19 protein-coding genes are annotated in these 19,797 nt (G+C 43.7%); 3 read left to right on the top strand and 16 right to left on the bottom strand.

Annotated features, from left to right (window positions below; genetic code table 11):
• Positions 1-794, top strand: a 794-nt coding sequence (locus tag WMO75_RS15080; RefSeq protein WP_349078375.1) for an IS4 family transposase, incomplete at its 5' end; no start/stop codon positions are given.
• A 126-nt stretch (positions 795-920) separates the two neighbouring features.
• Here WMO75_RS15080 and WMO75_RS15075 read toward each other — a convergent pair.
• The 14 genes from WMO75_RS15075 to WMO75_RS15010 form a co-directional block, all read right to left on the bottom strand.
• Positions 921-1,514: a metallophosphoesterase gene (locus WMO75_RS15075; RefSeq protein ID WP_118699551.1), complete on the bottom strand. Its 594-nt coding sequence runs from the start codon at positions 1,512-1,514 to the stop codon at positions 921-923.
• 36 nt (positions 1,515-1,550) lie between these two features.
• Positions 1,551-2,573, bottom strand: coding sequence for an ATP-binding response regulator (locus tag WMO75_RS15070; protein ID WP_291579586.1), 1,023 nt, complete (start codon positions 2,571-2,573; stop codon positions 1,551-1,553).
• 137 nt (positions 2,574-2,710) lie between these two features.
• Positions 2,711-3,796, bottom strand: a complete 1,086-nt coding sequence (locus WMO75_RS15065) for an endonuclease/exonuclease/phosphatase family protein (protein WP_173905127.1) — start codon at positions 3,794-3,796, stop codon at positions 2,711-2,713.
• A 4-nt stretch (positions 3,797-3,800) separates the two neighbouring features.
• Positions 3,801-5,138, bottom strand: coding sequence for an MATE family efflux transporter (locus WMO75_RS15060; protein ID WP_291579584.1), 1,338 nt, complete (start codon positions 5,136-5,138; stop codon positions 3,801-3,803).
• Positions 5,139-5,282: 144 nt separating this feature from the next.
• Positions 5,283-5,594 (bottom strand): YbjQ family protein, encoded by a 312-nt coding sequence (locus tag WMO75_RS15055; RefSeq protein WP_005423341.1) that lies wholly within the window; start codon positions 5,592-5,594, stop codon positions 5,283-5,285.
• On the bottom strand, positions 5,575-6,216 hold the full coding sequence (locus WMO75_RS15050) for a MerR family transcriptional regulator (protein ID WP_173905125.1): 642 nt from the start codon (positions 6,214-6,216) through the stop codon (positions 5,575-5,577). The genes WMO75_RS15055 and WMO75_RS15050 overlap by 20 nt, the downstream gene beginning before the upstream one ends.
• Positions 6,217-6,329: 113 nt before the next feature.
• Positions 6,330-6,812 (bottom strand): hypothetical protein, encoded by a 483-nt coding sequence (locus WMO75_RS15045; protein ID WP_022213366.1) that lies wholly within the window; start codon positions 6,810-6,812, stop codon positions 6,330-6,332.
• A gap of 64 nt (positions 6,813-6,876) precedes the next feature.
• Positions 6,877-8,193 (bottom strand): Na+/H+ antiporter NhaC family protein, encoded by a 1,317-nt coding sequence (locus WMO75_RS15040; RefSeq protein ID WP_291579580.1) that lies wholly within the window; start codon positions 8,191-8,193, stop codon positions 6,877-6,879.
• 77 nt (positions 8,194-8,270) lie between these two features.
• Positions 8,271-8,615 (bottom strand): hypothetical protein, encoded by a 345-nt coding sequence (locus WMO75_RS15035; RefSeq protein WP_291579578.1) that lies wholly within the window; start codon positions 8,613-8,615, stop codon positions 8,271-8,273.
• 89 nt (positions 8,616-8,704) lie between these two features.
• Positions 8,705-9,178 carry an MFS transporter gene (locus tag WMO75_RS15030; protein WP_118699559.1) on the bottom strand — a complete coding sequence of 158 codons (474 nt, stop codon included), beginning with the start codon at positions 9,176-9,178 and terminating at the stop codon, positions 8,705-8,707.
• A gap of 125 nt (positions 9,179-9,303) precedes the next feature.
• Positions 9,304-10,227, bottom strand: coding sequence for an AraC family transcriptional regulator (locus WMO75_RS15025; RefSeq protein WP_349078371.1), 924 nt, complete (start codon positions 10,225-10,227; stop codon positions 9,304-9,306).
• Positions 10,228-10,319: 92 nt separating this feature from the next.
• Complete coding sequence (locus WMO75_RS15020; protein WP_022213556.1) at positions 10,320-11,057, bottom strand: ABC transporter permease; 738 nt, start codon at positions 11,055-11,057, stop codon at positions 10,320-10,322.
• Positions 11,058-11,060: 3 nt separating this feature from the next.
• Positions 11,061-11,813 carry an ABC transporter permease gene (locus WMO75_RS15015; protein WP_178634556.1) on the bottom strand — a complete coding sequence of 251 codons (753 nt, stop codon included), beginning with the start codon at positions 11,811-11,813 and terminating at the stop codon, positions 11,061-11,063.
• A 1-nt stretch (position 11,814) separates the two neighbouring features.
• On the bottom strand, positions 11,815-12,741 hold the full coding sequence (locus WMO75_RS15010; RefSeq protein ID WP_022213558.1) for an ABC transporter ATP-binding protein: 927 nt from the start codon (positions 12,739-12,741) through the stop codon (positions 11,815-11,817).
• A gap of 188 nt (positions 12,742-12,929) precedes the next feature.
• Here WMO75_RS15010 and WMO75_RS15005 point away from each other — a divergent pair, with 188 nt between their 5' ends.
• Together WMO75_RS15005 and WMO75_RS15000 are read left to right on the top strand one after the other, a co-directional pair.
• Positions 12,930-13,649, top strand: a complete 720-nt coding sequence (locus WMO75_RS15005; RefSeq protein ID WP_022213559.1) for a response regulator transcription factor — start codon at positions 12,930-12,932, stop codon at positions 13,647-13,649.
• Positions 13,646-15,010, top strand: coding sequence for a sensor histidine kinase (locus WMO75_RS15000; protein ID WP_349078366.1), 1,365 nt, complete (start codon positions 13,646-13,648; stop codon positions 15,008-15,010). The genes WMO75_RS15005 and WMO75_RS15000 overlap by 4 nt, the downstream gene beginning before the upstream one ends.
• 43 nt (positions 15,011-15,053) lie before the next feature.
• On the opposite strand, the gene WMO75_RS14995 is transcribed toward WMO75_RS15000, so the two are convergent.
• Entirely contained in the window at positions 15,054-16,496 is a 1,443-nt protein-coding gene (locus WMO75_RS14995; RefSeq protein WP_349078363.1) for an ATP-binding protein, read from the bottom strand.
• A 131-nt stretch (positions 16,497-16,627) separates the two neighbouring features.
• Positions 16,628-19,797 (bottom strand): hypothetical protein (locus WMO75_RS14990; protein ID WP_349078360.1); only part of this gene is annotated, 3,170 nt, incomplete at its 5' end.

Here is a 19,797-nt window from a genome sequence, read left to right as displayed (position 1 = left end):
TATGTGACCGGGAAGGTGATTTCTATGAATTTTTCTCAGAAGCAGCGGATCTGAAAGCAAATTTTCTGATCCGGATCGTACAAAATCGTATGGTAGATGATGGGAAAAAGATCTTTCATGAATTACGTAGTTCCCCAGTGGCAGGAAGCATGGTTGTCCGGATGAGCCGGAATCCCAGAGAGCATATCCCATCAAGAAATATAAAAATGGATTACCATTGCAAAAAGGTTACAATCTACCGTCCTCAAAGGAGAAAGGAAAAGCATTTACGGGAAAAGCTGGAGCTGACAGCGATCTATGTGCATGAATCCGGGAAAAAGGGGACAGAATGGTTTCTGCTGACAACGGTAACGGTAAAGAGCGAAAAAGAAATAGAAAAGCTGGTACAGTGTTATGCACACAGATGGAAGATAGAACGGTTTCATTTTATATTAAAGAGTGGGTGCAAAATAGAAAAGAACCAGGCAAGGGAATATGGGAGATTAAGCTTTCTAACGTTATTATATTCTGTCATTGCAATGCAGATATTAAATCTGACTTATCTTGGGAAAATATGTCCGGAAATTTCAAGTGGGATCGTATTTGTTGAAGAGGAATGGAAAGTATTATGTTGTTGCGCAAGAAAAAGCAAGGAAATTCCTGAATCGTATTCACTTAAAGAAGCAATTTATGATCTGGGAGTTCTTGGAGGGACGAAAGGTGCACCGAGCGATGGTATGCCCGGAGTACGTTCTATCTGGCAAGGACTGGATGTACTATATTCATTGCTTGCTTATCGAAATTATCTTGTATAAATATGGGTCAAGTTAAGAGCTAAAGCAAGGGGTTTTACGACGCATTGAATAAATGCATCTGCAACAGCAACCAGTGCCAGCATCAGATTCTGCAGCACGATTGGCAGCATCAGCCCCCATAATTTGCTATAAAATATTTTCTTCATACGCAATCCTTTTATCTTTTACTTCTTCAATGATATCATCCAAAAGTACAGGCTTCATTTCATGTGCGTCTAAACACACACAATACATATAAGGGTGTTCTTTATAAAAGTGTTCTTTCTGGTGAGTATGACCATATAAATTAATAAGAGCGGTTCTTACAGGTTTGAGCCTCTCATGGGCAACTAAAGTTGGATAGTGTGACAGATAAAACTGATAGCCTTTAACTGCCGGATATTTCAGATAACATGCAGCTTCACCTGCTTTGATCACGTTTTCGCAGGTTTCGTACTTTTTGAGCTTGCTCTCACTGTCGTGGTTACCTCGAAATATAATAAGCTCACCATTTAATTGTTTTAATATATTCAGGGCATATGAGAATTCCTCATCTTCGAGATCTTTTTTTAACATCACATCTCCCAGAACATATACAACATCATCTGGGCTGACAAGTTCATTCCAATTAGAGAGCAATGCGCTGTCATGCTCTTCAATTGATTGAAACCCACGCTCTTTGTATACAAACTCTTTGTTATGACCAATATGCAGGTCACTGGTTACCCATATTCTACGCATACGTGCTCCTTTTATGTCCTTTTATATTACTGCATCTCATGATCTTCCTCCGATCACCTGTGCTACGGTTTCTTTCAGTACTTTCATATCCACCGGTTTTGCCACATGTGCATCCATTCCGGCGTCCAATGCGTCATGGATATCTTCCACAAAAGCATTTGCAGTCATGGCAATGATCGGAATTGTCTCAGCCATCGGATGACCTGAACTTCGGATTGCTTTCATCGCCTCGTATCCGTTCATCACCGGCATCTGTACATCCATCAGGATCAGATTGATCGTGTTTTCTTCCGATGCGGTAAATGTCTCTACCGCAAGCTGTCCATTTTCACAGACAGTACATTCTGCGCCTTCCATTTTAAGCAGTTCCACAATGATCTCAAACTTCTGCCTACGAAGGACCATCTGCGGGCGGACGAGGGCATCAATATTCTCGATGATCTCATCCATGTTTTCTTCTTCCAGCGTCAGCTTCATCTTGCCTGCCTCGATCTTGGACATATCCAGCACATCGTTGATAAGTCCCAGCAGATGCTGGCTGGAAAAAGCGATCTTCTTTGTATATTCCTGTACTTTTTCTGGATTTTTGCTCTCATTATCCAGCAGCGTCGTAAAACCTACGATCGCATTCATAGGTGTTCTCATATCATGGCTCATATTGGAAAGGAAACGACTCTTGGACTGGTTCGCCTCTTCCGCAATATGAAATGCCTCTTCTGCCGCTTTTTTGGCTTTTTCCAGTTCCTGGTTCACTTCCGACAGACATTCATTCGTCCGTAACTCAAACTCATACATCGCGCGTGTCCTGCGGCTTCTGTACCAGACAAAGAAACCGGAACACAGGATTGTAAAAGCACATGCTGCAACCAGTGCAAACGTGCGAATGATAGAATTCACCATGTCCATGGTATTCGTCGCCACATGATCTGCTGACACAAGAAACAGCATCGTCCAGTTATAACTTGGGATTTTTTTCAGACAATAATAGTATTCTCTGCCTTCATAAAACGCATTGGCGCAGACAAAACGTTTTTTGTCTTTTATACTGTTCTCCTCCATGCTTCCTGCTGTTTTGTTTCAGAAATATAATCCCTGTCGATCCAGGAATTATTAATGACCTTTGGTCAGTAATCAACTAATTTATTTAATTCCCCAAAGATGCCTCTGGGGAATGATTTTTTGTATTTTTATTCATTTTACTGAGTAAGTTTAAATTTCATGTAGACCGGATCGTGGTCGGAGTAGGTGTAGCCTGTGTTGATGTCTTCGTAAGATACGCATTCTATATTATCGGAAATGATAAATCCGTCCAGTGTGACTGTGTAGGTTTCACCCGGTACATATTCCATGTCTGCGTTACGTGCGCTGTCCCATAAGTCCTGTTTTTCCTGCTCGGAAAGCTGATCCATACCGAAGGAAAAATGCTCCGGGAGTTCGGATCTCGGGAATGGATATGCCCAGGATTCTCTTTCCGCAGAATCGTTTTCATCTGCTTTAAGGTCATGATTGAAGTCGCCGCCGCAGAGCACGTAATTTCCTGCTTCATATTCTTTCTGCATATCTTCGGTCAGCATGCGGATCTGGCCTTCCCGGATCTCATCGCTGTTCCCATAGGCAGACATGTGCAGTTCAAAGATTACGAGTTCTTTGCCATTGTCCACTGGAATTCTGGAAATGCTGTAACAGCGGTCCAGATCAAAAAACTTACTGAATGACGTAGATACCGGAAAGCTTCTTCTCAGAGAATCTGTGACAGGGTATCTGGAAAAAAGAGCCAGCCCTGATCTGCTCTTGCCGTGTGGCTGTGTAAATGGATAGAACAAAAATGCAGAATCATAGTTCTGTGCAAATACAGTATCGTAATCTGCAAAGCAATCCTTCAATATGTCATATTCATTTACATGATAACTTCTGGTGGAATTCAGATCCACCTCTTCAATCAGGGCAAAATCCGGATCATAAGATCTGACCAGTTCTCCTGCCCCCTGAACCGTTTCAAGCACACTGTCCTTACTCTTCGCCCAGGAAGATTTGCCGCCATCCATAAAGAAGCTGAAATCCGGTGTGTACGCACCAAAACCGATATTGTATGTAAGTGCGGAGTATTCTTTCTCCGTTGTTAGATGCACATCTGCCTGTGCATGAGATTCCACTTCCAACGACAGGTTATCCTCGATGCGGTGATAGCTTGCATAAAGGTAGATGATATACACGATCAACACGGCCACAACCACCCCTGCTATGATTCCAATGATCTTAAAAATCTTTTTTGCTGTTTTCATAAGTTTATCCTCGCTTCCTTGTGATCCACAGGAACGTGCATGTGAAGATGATACCTTTGACAATTGATGTTGCAGAGAGTGCCCACCAGATTCCACTGAGTCCTATGATACCGCCGAGGATGATCGCCAGCGGGATCCGGGCACTGGTGAAAGTGATGCTGATAATACTGCAGAGTCTCGTCCTGCCAAGTCCGGACAAGGCACCTACCGTTGTCAGTTCCACGCACATGAAAGCTTCACTGAATCCGATGATCACAAGATATCCAACTGCTGTCTCGATTGCCTTCGGTTCATGGAAAAAGATATCTGCGATCGCATTGGGAAAGCATATAAATGCAAGTGAGATCAGCACTCCCCATACACCAACTGTCCACAAAGCTGCCTTATATCCCTTTCTCACACGATCGTTCTTTCCGGCTCCATAATTCTGTGCAATAAAAGCATTCAGCGCTGCCGCAAAACCATCTGCTGTATTCCAGGAAATCGACTCGATCTGCCCGCCGACCCTCTGTGTGGCAACCGCCTCTGCACCATATCCTGAAACCATTCGTGTCAGCACCATGGAAATTGCACAATATGCCATTCCCTGGATTGCTGTCGGAATTCCGATCCTGCAGATCCCACTCAGATATTCTTCCGGGATCTTTGCCAAAAGTTTTATACCCTTCAGTACATTTTCTTTTTTCCGCACAATGATCGCAAGAACCATAATACTCATAACGATCGCCTGTGCCATTACCGTTGCAATTGCAGCTCCGATCACGCCCAGTTTCGGAAAAGGTCCCGGTCCAAGGATCAGAACGGGATCCAGGATCATGTTTGTGACAAGCCCGATCAGATTCGCCAGAAATGGCGTCTTGGAATCGCCCTGTGCCGTATAAAGTCCTGTCAATGTCAGAGTCATAAATGAAAATACGATCAGTCCGCACGCGATCCTCGTATACGACATAGCCGCTGCATACGCCTCAGCGTCCGTCAACTGAAAAAAGCCGACCATCTGCTTCGTAAATACCAGTGAAAGAATCGCATACGCCATTCCCATCGCCGCTGCCAGCTGCACTGCTGCCTGTGCAAAACCATGCGCCTTTTCCCTGTCACCACGTCCAATGCACTGTGCAACCTGCACCTGACCGCCCATCCTCGCCATAGAAGCAAGCCCCTGCGAAAGCCAGGTAAACATACCGCCAACGCCAACACCGGCAACTGCTTTCGAGCCAAGCAGCCCAATCCATGCCATATCCGTGATATTATACAAAGTCCCAAGAAACGACGATGCCATGATCGGAATGGCAAGTTTTGTCAACGTTTTCAGAATAGGACCTTTTGTTAAATTTCCCTCCATGAATTAAATTCCTCATCCGTTTTTATTTTTCATCATCCATGAGTCTTATTATACATGGTTTGCTATATGTTTTCACCATATATTTCGTACAGAAAAAAAGCTCACATCTCGTTTCATTATGATGTGAGCTTCTTTTGACCATTTTTATTTGTATTTCACCGCAGTTCCATAAGCGATCACTTCTGCTGCTCCTGACATGACCTGGGAGGAGCCGTATTTAACACCGATCACGGCATCGGCATCCATCTCCTTGGCTTCATCCACCATACGCTTCGTAGCGATCTGTCTTGCCTCGTTCAGCATTTCTGTGTAACCTACGATCTCGCCGCCAACCAGGGTTTTCATGCCTGCCATGAAATCTCTGCCGACGTTCTTGGTCTGCACAACGGTTCCTTTTACGATTCCGAGCGGCTCAAAATCCACGCCCGGGATATATTCAATACTTAGAAGCTTCATCTTCTTCTCCTCCTTCGATTTCCTTCATTCTTCCTGCAAGTGCTATGAGCGTTCCTGCAATGATGACTGCCGGGATCCCTGCGATCAGCAAAAGCAGCCCCAGCGGAATGGGATCCTGTGCGTTTGCCCAGAATACGATTATGATCGTCACCAGCATAAGCACTGTCATAACTGCTGCACCGACGATCGCTCCCGTTCGCTTTTTCTTGTGCACATCCGTTTTATTGACGTTCATAAACTTTGCACCTTCTTTCTCCATCTGCTCGATTTCTTCCAGACAGTCCTCTGCATTCAGAGATTCCAGTGACCGATGTTCCAGGATCAGGCGTTCGCACATGTCCTGCATCTTCAAAAGACCTTCCTTTCGGTGTTCCAGTTCCTTGAGATGCTGTTCCAGACAGATCTGCAGGCTTTTCTTTTTTTCGAAGAGAAGTTTCATTTCTTCTATGGAAATATCCATCTTTCGGAATAATTTGATCTCCTGAAGCCGGATGACATCCTCCTGATGATATTCCCTGTATCCGTTTTCTGCACGTTCTACATTGAGAAGCCCCTGATCTTCATAAAAACGGATATTTTTTCTTGTGATTCCTACAAGCTCTTCCACCTGTTTGATCTTCATTGCGCTACCTCTTACTTTCCTGACAGTCTGAAAACTCTTCATATCGCTGTCTGTACTTGTTTTATACAGCTTCCATAAGGTGGAAGGTCAAGTGTTTTTTTATTTTTTTCTGTTTAATCTTCCTGATATTTTACAAAAGTGAACGTTTTGCCATGATTGGTCAGTTCCAGACCATCTTCTGTTTCTTCGTAAGTAAACTCTATGGTATCTGATGACGTTTCAATGTCCCATCCAGACGGATAATAGTCTTTGTCTGTCATGCGATCATCTATTTTCAATTCCATTGTATCCGCATCCAGATTTATGATCGTTCCGGCAAGGCCAGGCTCTCCCGCTTCTGCATCATAGATCATCAGTGCCGGCGGTTTCGTTGTAAAAAATCCATCTGCTTTTGTAAAAACAGCCATTTCCCAGAAGCATTCATTATCGTAATACTCCTCGTCATCCATATCATCATCGTATGGAATTCCATAATCGCCTTCAAGCCGGCTCAGGATCTCCTGATCTACTTTGCCAGCCGGATGATAAAACCACACACCTGCTGCAACTGCCAGAACTCCCAGAATCCCTGCTGTAATAACTGTTTTCTTTTTCATGGGTAATTGTCCTCCTCATAATGTAAAACTTTTTTATTTATATTTCTATTATAAAACTCTGATTTTACTTTTTTGTCTTTTCGCTTCTCATTATCGTAATGATCGACATGAGCAGGAGAAACATTGGGTAAAAAAGTTTCGGAATGATCTGAAAAGCGGAAATTTCACCACCCAGCTCATTGACCGCTGAGATTGCCACGAGCATCTGTGCACCATATGGAATGATTCCCTGAAAGATGCAGGAAAAAGTATCCAGCAGGGAGGCAGTTTTTCTTGGTGTGATCCCATACTCCTGTGCCATCTCTCTGGCGATCGGATTTGCCATAACAATGGCTACCGTATTATTCGCAGTCGCAATATCCATGGTTCCGACAAGAAGTCCCATACCAAGCTGCCCGCCTTTTCTGCCACAGAAGATTTTGTGGATCCAGCCAAGAAGTGCATCAAAACCGCCGTACTCACGAATCAGCGCACACATTGCCGCTACCAGGATCGCCACCATACAGGTCTCAAACATTCCGGATACACCGGAACCCATATTCGTCAGAAGATCCACTGGCGTGATATGCCCTCCGGCAAGCATGATGATCGCTCCGGAAACAATTCCTGTCAGAAGAACCACAAATACATTGATGCCGATGATACCTCCGACCAGCACCAGGACATATGGCAGTATCTGGAGCAGATGATAGGACTGACTGACATGTCCCTGAATTTCCGTCTGAAAAGACAGGATCAGGATCAGAACAAGTGTGATCAGTGCTGCCGGAAATGCGATCCAGAAATTTTCACGGAATTTATCTTTCATCTCACAGCCCTGTCCATTACAGGCTGCAATCGTGGTATCGGAAATGAAAGAAAGGTTATCGCCGAACATCGCCCCGCCCATGACCGAAGCCACACAAAATGCGAGATCAAAACCTGACGCACTGGAAACAGCCGCCGCGATCGGCACCAGAAGTGTGATCGTGCCTACAGAAGTTCCCATCGCTACCGATACGAAACATGCAACTACAAATAAAACCGCCACAGAAAATCTCGCCGGAATCAGCGTCAGCATAAAATATGCCACACTTTCCGCGCTGCTTCTTCCTACTACGCCGACAAAAGAGCCTGCTGTGAGAAAGATCAGAAGCATTGTGATGATATTTTTGTCTCCGACACCATGCGCCATGATCTCAAGTTTCCTGTCAAAACTTACTTCCCTGTTCTGCAGACAGGCAACCAGGATCGCGGCAAGAAATGCGACCACGATCGGTACATTATAGAATCCCATCGGAATCTTCATCACATACTCAAATAAAATGCCAAGGCCCAGGTATAATATCAGAAATATGCCAATTGGCAGGAGTGCAATGGCATTACCTTTTTCTTTTTTCATAATGAAAGTCCCTTCTCTACGTTTTTCAAATATATGTTATCGTACATATTTATCTATCATAACATATATACCCTGCATTATAAACAGAAATCGGATTTTGTTACCGTCGCAAAGACAATTGCGGTTCCAGCCGCCGCCATGCATATACCTGCCATAAGAATTGCACCTGCCCCCTGGCTCAAAAGCTGACCGCCGGCAAAATTACCAGCCGCGCATCCCAGCGCATAGGCTGCTGTTATAAATGCCTGTCCTTTTACCATATCATTGTCTCTGACTTTCTCTTTTGCATAGTACACCTGAGCAGGTACCAAAAGCGCGTAGGATGAGATCTGAAAGAACTGTAACAGATAGATCGTCTGTATATTTCCCGCAAAATAAAAGCCAACTGCCTTTATGAAAAAAGAAACGGCTGCTATCTTCAAAACAGTTGTGTCTCTGAAAACCTTCCGTATTTTTTCAAAAAAGAAAATCACCGGAGCTGCTACCATAGCCGCAATAAACAGGGCAACTCCTACATGACTACTGTTACCGCCCAGCCAATGATCAGACTTGAGACAGCACTCGCTACTGCTCCAATTCCCCGGGCTGCGCCATAATCCACGAAATAGCCCGCATTGTTGTATGCGACACTGATGGCATTTAATAAGGAAACCATCGCGTCACTGCTCCAGATACTGACCATGTACAAAACAGCCATCAGCATGATAGAAATTCCCGGCAGTAACTGCAGGAGTATGCATACACTGCACAGAACAGACATGATCAGCAGCATTTTTGTCAGGACAAATTTTTCTGCGCGGTCTGCCAGAGATGCCAGAACTGGCTGTGACAGACAGGAACAAAGCCCTGCCAATGCCAGCAGGAATCCTACCATTCCTGAAGGAACCCCTTTGTTCAACAGATACGTTGTTGCAAAAGCTGCTGCCCCAGAAGATGATGCCCAATGTGTAAACTGGATCGCACTGTATCGATAAGTCAGATTCATACATTTCCTCCTTTATGAAAAAGGAGCTGGTTTCATGACCAGCCCCTTTCCATGGTGTGTAATACGAAAAAAGATCTCTCTTTCTTGTAATAACAGGATAATGCATTTTCCAGTGCAAATCTATATTATTCGTGTCTGTTTCTATTACAATCGTGCCATTTTCCACGATATCTTACAGGACTGCAGTTGAAATGCTCCCGAAATAGCTTTCCAAAATAGCTGCTGCTTCCAAATCCACAGTCACTTGCGATCTCTGTAATAGATTTCTCTGTCTCTATCAGTTCCATACATGCCTTCCGAAGTCTGTATTCTCTCATATATTCCAGTGGACTCATATGAAGATTCTCCTGAAACAGTCGGAAACAGACTTTTTTACTTATATGCGCTTCCCTCGCCAGGCAGTCAACCGCTATCATCTCCGTATAATGATCCTGAATATAAGACATCATTGCTTTCATTTTTTCAGCGGTATCTTTGTTTTTGTGTATATCTTCTGTCTCAGCACATGCCAGTTCCAATAAACCAAGCCATACTTCTGTGAGCAGCTGCCGAAGAGTGATCTCATAGCCCCAGCTGCCTTCCTCCAATTCAAAGCCGGCTTGAATCTTCTGCAAAAGAGCCGCCTGCCCGGGGTCCTCGGGTGACAGGCAGATCATTTCAAGCCCGGATCTGTCCGTCAACGGACGAATATACCTTTCTTCTATTCGATTAGATATCCCGCCTGGCAGCAGTTCCGAATCAAACAGATGCAGTAATTGCACGGTTCCATCCTTTGTAGAACTCACTCTTGATGAATGCAGTACATTGGAATTAACAAACCCGCCTGTCCCCGCCGGGAATATCCATTTCCCATTTGGCGTTGTATACTCTACTCTGCCACTTTTTATATAGAATAATTCTACTGCATGATGCCAGTGCCAGGGCACGACCGGATCTATATATTTATCAAACTCCACGCAGGAGCAAATATAGGGAAAATCCATAAAAAAATCCGGGAGTAACTCTTCATTGCTTTCCATGATCAACTGAATTCCCTGTATATTTTTCATTTCAGATCTCCCCTCTCCTGTTATTATCTATGCTTTTTCATTCCAGGTTTCTTCCTGTAGTATATCATGTGCCATGTTATTAAGAAACGACTTTATGCCTTTACATCCCTTTTTTTCAGAAACATTCCAGCAACTAGAACCATTGTTACCAGCCAGAAAATACAGCTGAAAAAGAATAAAATATATCCGCCTCCAGACAGCACATCATTACTCTTGTTTGCATTCATGCCTGCCTGCATCAGTGCATAGGGCCAGAACAGAGAAAGACCTTTGCTCCCTGCCAGCAGACCGGTGATGCCGCCCACCAGCCCAAGAAAGATCGGAATGGCAAAGCTTCGGATGACCATAGCCAGCACAAGCTGCGCCGCAATGACCGCAAGTGCTCCCACTGCACCGCGAAGAAGAAAAGCAAGCAGGATCATCGGTGGAAATCCCGGAAAATGTGCAAAAACTTTTCCACAAAATGCATACAGCAAAAATACAAACAGATGCGTCAGAAGGGCCAGTTTTGCCACCACAACAAATTTCGCCAGAAAAAGATCTATCGGCCTGACCGGACTTGCCATAATAAGATTCCAGTTGTGTCCAAGATGTTCCAGTCTCCACAGATAAGCTGCATAAGCAGCCACCATTGCAGGAAAGAAAAACATCGAATAAAACAATGTATGCTGTGTCCAGAGACTGTACCAGCCATCTTTGAGAATTTCCAGATTCTGCAGATAATTAAAAGTTCCATATATTGCTGAAATGAGCGGCAGTGCAAAAAACAGCCCCCAGATCGGAGACGCATGCAGTTTTCGGTTTTCTGCCTGAATACAGCGCTTTAACATCTTTTACACCTCCTGTTTCTGTACTCTTCGCCATGCTGCATAGAACAAGAGCATGACCAGTACCACAGTAAAAACAAGCAGTCCCCAATTGTACGGCCGCGTTCCATAAGTAACCGTATGTGCAGCCTGGTCCCAGTTCGCAACTTCATAAGTTCCCAGCGGAACAAAATAACCCCAAGGAACAAAATAGCTGACAACCTTTGGCATAAAAGCAGAAAACAGCCCGGTTAATGATGCTATGATTCCTGCACAGAGTGCCAGAAGCGGATTTCCAGCCAGCAGCATGAGCAGAAATGCTCCAAAAAAGAGCATCAGTTCCACCGCCAGTGTACAGCCTGTCAGATAAAAAAGCTGACTGATTGGAAAAGCCTCCGTGTAACCATATATTTTTCCTGTCAGAAATACGCCTCCCATTTCCAGAAAGGTTACAAGCAGAACTTCCATGATGCCAAACAAAGCTTTTCCAAGGAACAGACTCCTACGGCTCTGCAGAGTATAAAGAAGTTTCCAGGTACTTCCTTTGACTTCCATATCCCATAACCGGCTTGCCAGTACTGCCATCACGATCGGAAAGATCAGCACATTGTCAACCGGGATGCTGTAAAACAATGCGCTGTACGCATTTGCCAGTTCATCCGGACCGGGCGATAACAGACTGCCTGTCCACAGCATTACGATCAACGGAACCAGCAGGCAGAACAGCAGATCATGCCTGCGGTGAGCTTTTTGCAATTCTACACAAAAAGCACCTGCCATATCATGCCACCTCCCTGCCGTTCTGTGTCAGACTCAGGAAAATTTCTTCCAGGCTTTTTGTCTCAGAAGTCAGTCCGACAACTCCGACATTATTTTCAGAAAGGGTTCTGACCAGTTCTGCCAATTTTTCATCAGAAATCGACGGCAGCTGCAGGATATCGAGATGATGTGTCATTGGCTGTGTCAGAATACCCTGACGATTCAGTATATCAATGCCTTTTTTCACATCCAGTACCCGGATCTGGATGCCGCCCCGGCTGTGTTTACGCAGTTCCTGCAGGGAACCTTCGAATATCATTTTTCCATGATCCAGAATTCCAAGCTGCGTGACCATCTGCTCCATTTCACCGAGCAGATGACTGGAGATCAGTACCGTCGCTCCGGTGCTCTCCGGCATAGATGCAATGAGACCGCGCATTTCCTGGATTCCTGCAGGATCGAGACCATTGGTCGGCTCATCCAGGATCAGCAGCCTGGGATTGCCAAGTAATGCCATTGCAATGCCAAGTCTCTGTTTCATGCCAAGAGAGTACTGCCCGACTTTGCGGTTTGCGTCGGCAGTCAGATGTACGATCTCCAGAACACGGTCAATGTCTTTGTGGTCGATATCTTTCAAGTCTGCGATGATCTTAAGATTTTCACGTGCTGTCAGATGCAGATAACCTGACGGGGACTCGATCAGACTTCCCGTCTTTCTCAGCAATGCGATGCGGTTTTCCTCATTCATCGTCTGCCCGAGCAGTTTTACACTGCCGCTGGTCGGATGTACCAGACCAAGCAGGATTTTCATACTTGTTGATTTTCCGGCACCGTTCGGACCAAGAAAACCGTAGACGCAGCCCTGCGGTACTGACAGATTCAGATGCTCCACTACGATACGACCGTTGTAGCTTTTGCAGAGGTCGTGGGTTTCGATAACAGAAATCATAATGTTCTCTCCTTTTCCTGTTTATTTTTCTCTTCGACAATTTAAAGCTTACACCGGCTGCCTTAAGCCTCCTCAAATCCTGCCTTAATTTTCGCTTAAGTTTTTGGGATTTTCAGATAGAGTGTTTGAAAGTATGGTATAGTAAAACTGAATTCAAGACTGACTGATGATTTGAAAGGATTCTGATTATGAACAGTATTTATGAAGTTCGAATTCTGATCGTAGATGATAATAAAGATCTGCTCCGTCTGCTCTGCGAGCAGTTGTCTGGTGCAGGTTACAGGCATATTCAGACCGCAGCGAACTGTGCTGCGGCAAAAAAATTGTTTGCAGCTGAGATCCCGGAACTGATGATCCTGGATATCAACCTTCCGGACGGCGATGGTTTTTCCCTGTTCCGTGCCCTGCATGCCAAAGCAGACGTTCCGGCTCTTTTTCTCTCCGCAAGAGATGCCGATGCGGACCGTTTATTTGGACTCGGACTTGGTGCAGATGATTACCTGACAAAGCCTTTTCTGATGCAGGAACTACTTCTTCGTGTTCAGCATATCCTGCTGAGAACTTATCGCGCAGAACTCGCCCGCACAAAGTCAAAAGATTTGAAACTTGCAGATCGAAGCGTGGATCTGAACGATGCTCTTGTCACACTTTCAAACGGAGATACGATTCCTCTGACAGCTACAGAACTGGCACTGCTTCGCAAACTGGCGGATAACCGCGGGCATATCGTGACTTATGATTCCCTCTGCTCTGCTGTCTGGGGTGCGGATTACTATGGATATGAAAACAGCCTTGGTGTTCATATCCGACATCTGCGCCAGAAACTGGAGCAGGATCCGAACCAGCCGCGCTGTCTGCTGACTGTAAGGGGCATTGGCTATAAACTGGCAAAGGAGGAACTGCTGTGAAAACTTTTGCCCGACTGATCTGGCGATATGTACTGACCGCAGTTGGTGTTGTCCTTCTGCTGTTGGTCCTGACAATTTCACTTCTGGGATGGATCAGCTGGCGCGAAGGATATCTCCAGCCGCAACGCGAATATTCCTATAGCGAAATTGCAGATTCTATGGTTGAAACAGACAATGGAATGATTTTTGGAGCAGAACATGCTCCGGAAGAATGGATGGACGGTTATGCATGGGCTATGATCCTTGACGAAAAAGGAAACGTGAAATGGAATTATGATCTGCCGGACGAACTGGATAACCATTATTCTTCCAGCGACATCGCCAGTTTTTCCCGCTGGTATCTGGATGATTATCCGTTATTCTGCTGGTCCGAAGATTATGGTCTGTTTGTGGCTGGTCTTACCAAGGGAAGTCTCTGGAAATATAATCTTTACAATTCACCAAATGTTCTCCAGGATATCGTCCACGGTATCCCACTGGTTATTCTTGGCATGCTGCTGTTGGTTCTGATCTTTTGTTTATGGATTGGCTGGCGTGGAACCAAACGCTTAAGAATTGTAGCGGAAGGGCTGGATGCACTGGCCGACGGACAGACTGTCCAGTTACCGACAGATGGTTTTACCGGAGAACTGGCTCAGAAACTGAATCAGACCAGTTCTCATCTACAGAAACGAAATGAAATGCTTGTGCGGCGGGATGACACGCGAACACAGTGGATTGCAGGTGTCAGTCATGATGTACGCACACCACTGGCTCTGATCCTTGGATGGGGAGAACAGCTGGAACAGGATTCTTCCCTGCCCGATACAGTACGGCACAAGGCCGCAGGGATTCGTACTCAATGTGAAAAACTCCGCTCTCTTATTGACGACCTGAATCTAACCAGCAAACTGGAATATGGTGCACAACCACTCCGAAAAGAAACTTTCACCGCCGGACCGCTGTTCCGTGAACTGGTCGCTCAATTCTACGACAGTCCCCTGGCAGAAAACTGCGAAATTACGCTGAATCAGACAAATGCCGCCGAACACGCGCAGATTTCTGTCGACCGTGCCCTGCTCGCTCGGCTTCTCGAAAACCTGTTGAGCAACAGCGTGCGGCATAATTCTGAATCTGTCAAGATCTGTATCGAAACTGAAATACGAGAAAATTTCCTGTACCTGACAGTAATCGACAACGGCAAAGGCTATCCCCCGGAAATTCTTGCGGCTCTGAATCTGCAGGAAACCACTGAAAATACACCGCATATTCTGGGACTACATGTGGTCGAGCAGATTGCCGCGGCGCATGGTGGGAAAAGTATTTTTGAATCAAATTATCCCAGCGGAGCCAGGACGTGTGTCTGGCTGCCACTGGGATGATGTCCCGTATTTTAGAGGTCAGACATAGGTGTCTGGTAGAAGATTATTCCGAATAGAACAACTGTTTCGGGCTTTTCGGCTTATCTGGAATGCTCATTTTAATTAATCCACTTTTAACTAAAGGCATCACATGCGTCTGAATTGCATAAGTAATCGAACTTAACCCTAAATAATCGCATATTTCTTTTCTAGTCCTCGGCGTTTTACAATAAAGAATTAGTTCTCTGTCTTCCAAATTTTCTATTTCAGTAGCACTATTTTCTTCTCCAAATTTATACATTTTTATAATAAAGCTACCTCTTTCATCCAGAAACTCTGGTTGTGGTAAATTATATGCCTGCATTGCTTTACGTATTGTGGGAATTCCAGAATATCGATTTTCTGTAATTTTTAACACTTCCAGTTCAGATGCAAGCACCGGATTTCTGGTATCTGGCTGCACTTTTCCTAGCTGATCGATACGAATTCTTCCATATATCCCCCCTGGATTTCTAATTTCAACTCTATCTTCGAACATTATTAACTGTATTGGCATTCCCTCAGTATGAATACTATAATCACGATGCACCAACGCATTCAGTATTGCTTCTCTGATTGCAGTAATTGGATAGTCAGTTCTATCTTCTCGTTTTCCCGTTTGAGGATTAATAATAGTTTTTGTACGCATATTTCTATTTACAAACTGTATCGCAGATTCAAGCATTTCAGAAATAGTACCCTCTATTCGCTGGTTGTCCAAAAATCTTTCCCCTTGATTTCCAATTTCTCCCATTTCCTTACCAGGTACAACTATCGCAGTGATACATAATTGTGGAAAATACGCTTGAGGATAAGGACTAAAATTCATCACAGAACTTAATGTAACTGCATCACCTTTTTTTATGCTCATTAATTCGTATATTTCGTTATCTGGTATTGCCGCCAGTCGTGACTTTCCTTTCTTTAATAATCCCATATACTCTGCTAACATTTCCTGGTTCAGGGAAGCCAATGACGCTCTTTCAATTATTCTGATATCATCTTGATATTTTTTTCTATATGCTTCATAACTATATACTTCATACTCTGTCATAGGTTCATCGCTGTCACCTACACGCACAAAAGAACCTTTTACTCTGCCTCTTCCACGATAGAAGACAGGTCTATCAGAAATATCGGCCGCAGGTATTTCTGCTGAAACAAAATACTTGTCATTTTTTTCAACAACTGTAATCTGTGGTCGGATAACTGGCTCCATTTGCAGGCATTGTTCATTTATTTTCTTTTGAATATCCTGAGGGTCATATACTCCAACTTCTTTAAAATTTTGTTTTTCATCTATACCAAAAATTATAATTCCACCATCATCCTGATTTGAAAAACTAGACAATGAATCATATAAATGTTTAGGGCATCCACGTTCTGCACTTTTTATCTCCAAAGTTGGAGTTTCACATTTAAAATTTTGAATCCAACCTAATTTTTCAATCAATTCTTCAGTTGTCATTTTAGTTCCTCCTGATCTTTTTTATATTTTAACATTATATTTAAGTTTATTCAAGAAACTCAAGAATATTCCAAGCAACTCAAAAAGAAACTCAAATAATTTGAGTTTCTTTTTGGGTTATTAAACATATTTCAAAACAGCATCTCCATCTGCTCGCCAACCTCTATCCGTGCTGTAATCAGTTCATCAGGTTCTTTGCCTCTCTTGTGTTCGGCTTTCAGGTACTGTAAGCCTTTTCGGAGACTTGCAGTAATCAGATTCAGCACATAAATATTATCAAAACGGTTGTAAATAGAGTCACCGCCCAGACCGGTCAGGCAGATAAGCTGCGTGTTGGTCTTTTTTGCCATATCCATCAGCGGAATCAAAAGATGTGAAGCATTTGTCTGTGCAAACGGGTTATCCATGATCAGAACTTTTCCTTCGTTTTTGTCTGCAAAAATATCAGTATCATCCCGTCTCATATAATACAGAAGACTAGAAAGGATAACGAATGCGGACAAAAATCCCTCGCCGCCTGAGTTTCTGGAAACTTCTTTCCATGTGATCGGATATTCTCTCTGTGCTTCAATTTTATAGAGATGGATCTGCACATTTCCGATTCCTACTACCTGATCGTACAGATTCCTGGTAGTAACACTGGAACCAAAAAATTCCTGTGCATTCTCATTCTTTTCAAAAAGTTCCACGCCTTCCTTCGTAATCTTGTCGATAAAGTCTTCCAGTCGAAGGTGATACAGTCCCACATTTTCCTCCCAATCCGGAAGCTGGATCTTCAACATTTTAATATTTCTGTCTCTGATAGTGATTGTAGAATTGTGGTCGATCTTGCCCAGGTTATTGTGGATCTCCTGAATATAATCTTCCATGAGCTCTACAATTCTCTCTTTTTCTCTTTCCACAACAGAAATATCCACTTCCAGTTTTTGCATAAGGCTGTCAAATGACTGTACAGTTGTTTTCAGCTGCATCAGAACACGCTGTGCATCATCGACAAGCTCCAGCATCTGTTCCAGTGGTTTCCGGTAAAAGTCATCCTGAAAACTTTCCATTCGAATAACTCTGTTCAAAAGCTGCACAATCTGTTCTTTCTTCTGCCGGGCTTCTCTGATTTTCTGGTTATAATCACGAATAAGAATTCCCTTGAGATTTCGCAGTTCTTCTGAAGTCAGAGTATCCGAAACCGGATCTCGTTCCTCCATTTCTACTGGAATCAGTTCGTTATATTCAGAAAGTGCTGTCAGGTTTTCTTCATAACTTCGAACTTTTTTGGCCAGAAAATCAGCATGTTTTTTCTCTTCTTTCTTCTGGTAAAGAAGCTGGTTCCTTCGTGCTTCAAAGTCCTGTCCCTGGATCTCGTTCCTGGACAGCGGTTTTTCTTCTCCACATACAGAGTGGATTCTTTTCTGCAGATCATTACTCTTGCTCTGAGCAACTGCTGCCTTTTTGTCTGCGTCATTCCACTGCATATCTTTTGTCTGGATTTTTCTTTGAAAGTCTTCTAGAATCACTTCCTGATGTGATTCCTCTTTTCTGTCATAGATTACATCCGCCCACTGCACTGGTTTCAACCGATATTTTTTCTGAAGATGCTCAAGTTCATTCTGTTCTCTCTGGAAACGGCCGGAAGCTTTGGTTTCCCGCTCTTCCAGGTCTTTCAGTTCCTGAGAAAGGACAGAAGTGATAGCCTCATAACGTGCCTCCATTTGTTCTACAGATATTTCTTCCGGCAGAGTATACTGCCCGGCCTTTTCGTATGTAGCATATCTGGTGTATTTCTCATTGAGTTTTTCGGCTTCCCGTTCCAAAATATTTAACGTATTTTGTGCCGTTTTCTGTTCTTCCAGAAGTTTTGCCTGCCGCTCCTTCGCCAGCTTTTGCTTTTCCTGAAAACGCTGTTCTTCTTTTTTACATTTTTCCAGAGCTGCTCTATTGCTTTCGTATATCGCATAATCCTTTTCAAGCTGTCCAAAATCCGCGATACGCTGTTTCTGGTTCTGAATTTCCAGACCTGTTTTTACAATGAAATCCTGCAATTCTTCGTGTTCTTTTTTTAGTCTGTCAAGGTTCTGTGCCGTTTCCAGAATATCTTTCTCAAGATTTTGTTTTTCTTCTTTCAGCTTATCCAGAATCTCCTGGATTTCCTGCCATTTTTCCTTTGTTACAGACTGATTCTTGAGCACTTCCTGTCTCTGAAAATACTCTGCATATTCTACTTTGCGGACTTTTACTGCCTGTGCAGTTTTTTCCAGTTCCTGTTTTTTCTCCCATATCATTTCCTGAAGTTTTTCTTCATCCAGAAGATTTTCATTAAACAGAATATAGAAGCTGATTCCCGGAAAATGTACAAGTTTATCTGTATATTTCTCCTGGATTTCTTCGATTTTTTCCCTTTCTACAATCGGCACCGGAAAAGACGTACAGATATTTCTGCCGCTCTTTGCCAGCTTTTCCATCTCCTGTCCGGACAGGATCAGTGCATATGGAAGGAATGGATTTCTTCGCACAAGTTCCTGGTTTTTCTTCTGTGAATAGCCGTTTTTTTGGAGCCATTCCATACCATAAACGATATGAATACCCAGATTATCCAGTTCTTTTTTCAAATCTTCCGGCAGTTCCAGAACCTTTCCACTGGTAAGATTCTGATACTCTTTCTCCAGAATATCCTCTTCTTTTTCCAGGCTTCTTCGCAGTTCCTCCAGCTCTTTCAGCTTTCGCTCTGATACATTAAGAATTCTGTCACGATCCAGAAGATATCCTGCTTCCATGTCCAGATACTTAAGAATATTTCTCCTTGTTTCCAGTTCTTTCTCATAAAGCTGATATACTTCTGTCTGTCTCTGGATCTCTGCTTTTTTATGAACCAGTGCTTCTTTTTTATCTTCCAGGCTGCGCTCCTGGCTTCGAATCATCTCTTTTTCGGATTCCAGTTTCTTCTGACTTTCTGTACGTTCTCTTACGATTCTGGTCAACTCCTGCTCATAGATCTGATGTCGAATTTCCAGCGTTCCGGCTTCATAAGCTCCCACAATATTCCGCACAAGTTCTTCCTTATAACGGGTATTAAACTGCTCTTCCTGGCGGCTGTACACCTCAATCTGGCTCTCCAGTTTTCCTTTTTTGCCATAGCAGTCACGTATTTTTTCTTCCAGATCTTCAACTCTGCGACTTTCTTCTTCTGCCTGTGTTCCGGTTTTTTGAATATATTCAGACTGAATATTCTGCTGTTCTTTATTTTCAAAAAGATATTTGTGAATCAACAACTCTATCCTCACACGACTGAAGTCGCGTGCTTCCGGAC

This window comes from Blautia intestinihominis (genome assembly GCF_040096655.1).
Taxonomy (GTDB): Bacteria; Bacillota; Clostridia; order Lachnospirales; family Lachnospiraceae; genus Blautia_A; species Blautia_A intestinihominis.
The sequence above is the reverse complement of the archived record's forward strand: the minus strand, read 5'-3'. Positions and strand labels throughout refer to the sequence as shown.